We start from the raw sequence: 1,148 nt of genomic DNA, 5'->3' as shown, positions 1-1,148 counted from the left end.
CGCGGGTCGGCGTTGTCCACCACGCGCGGCAGGTCCATGAGGGTGCCGTGCATGCCCGGGTACTTCTCCAGCAGGCTGGCCACCACGTGCCCCTGGCCGCCGCCGATGTCGGCGACCGAGGACGCCCCGGACAGGTCCAGGAGTTCGGCCACGTCACGGGCGGACTGCATGCTGGAGGTCGTCATGGCCCGGTTGAAGACGTCCGCCGACTCGGGGGCGTCCTCGTTGAGGTAGACGAAGAACTCCTTGCCGTACAGGTCCTCGACGACGTTGCGGCCGGTGCGGACGGCCTCGTCCAGCTTCGGCCAGGCGTCCCAGGTCCACGGCTCGGTGCACCACAGGGTGATGTTGCGCAGGCTGTTGGGGTCGTCCTCGCGCANNAGCAGCCGGCGCAGCGGCTTGGGCTCGGTCTTCACCGCGGCGGCGAGGTCCTCCACCGCCATGGGGGTGTCCCCGAGGGCGTCGGCCACGCCCAGCCGGGCGGCGGCGCGGAGGGCGGCGGCGCAGGCCGCCCCGAACGCGAGCTCCCTGAGCCGCATGGACGGTGGTGGGGCGGTGTGAGCGGTCGTCATCTGCCGCGTTCCTTCCTTCTNNCGGCAGAAGTTGTGGGTGAAGGCGTTGCCGCGCTGGGTGCTCTCCTGGTTGACCAGGTCGGCGGGGGAGTTGTCCCGCAGCGAGTTGTCCCTGACCCGGTTGCTGTCGCTGGAGGCTCCGACGAAGCTCTTGAAGAGCACGATGCCGCCCGACAGCGGCGAGGTGCCCGAGTTCCCGGTGACCACGTTGCCGGTGATGTCGCTCTTCTCGACGCCGGTCAGGACGATGCCCGAGCCCTGCAGGAACGGCAGCCGCTTCGTCTTGGCGCAGTACTTGTTGTTCTTCACGACCCGGTTGCCGCGCACGGTCAGCGCGCCGGTCTTCGGCTTGTTCTCGTCGCCCACGAGGGAGACGCCCATGCAGTTGTCGCTGATGTCGTTGCCCGTGACGGTCACGTTCCGCAGCCGGCGGACGGTGATGCCGATCCGGTTGCTCTGCAGGCGGTTGCCGTCGATCCGCGTGTCCTTGGTGTCGGTGGCACCCTGTTCGGCCGTGATCGTGTTGGCCAGGAAGATGCCCGCGTCCCCGCTGCTCCGGACGGTGTTCTGCCGGTA

1 protein-coding gene and 1 pseudogene are annotated in these 1,148 nt (G+C 69.3%); both read right to left on the bottom strand.

Annotation, left to right across the window (positions count from 1 at the left end; all coding sequences use genetic code 11):
* Positions 1 to 572, bottom strand: a 572-nt coding sequence (locus BZY54_RS23820; RefSeq protein WP_279634702.1) for a methyltransferase, incomplete at its 3' end; no start/stop codon positions are given.
* 24 nt (positions 573 to 596) lie between these two features.
* Positions 597 to 1,148: pseudogene (locus BZY54_RS23815) on the bottom strand (NosD domain-containing protein); the annotation flags it as partial.

The sequence above is a fragment of the Streptomyces carpinensis genome (assembly GCF_002154505.1).
GTDB lineage: Bacteria > Actinomycetota > Actinomycetes > Streptomycetales > Streptomycetaceae > Streptomyces > Streptomyces carpinensis.
Note: the sequence above shows the minus strand (reverse complement) of the source record. Positions and strands in the feature narration are given on the sequence as shown.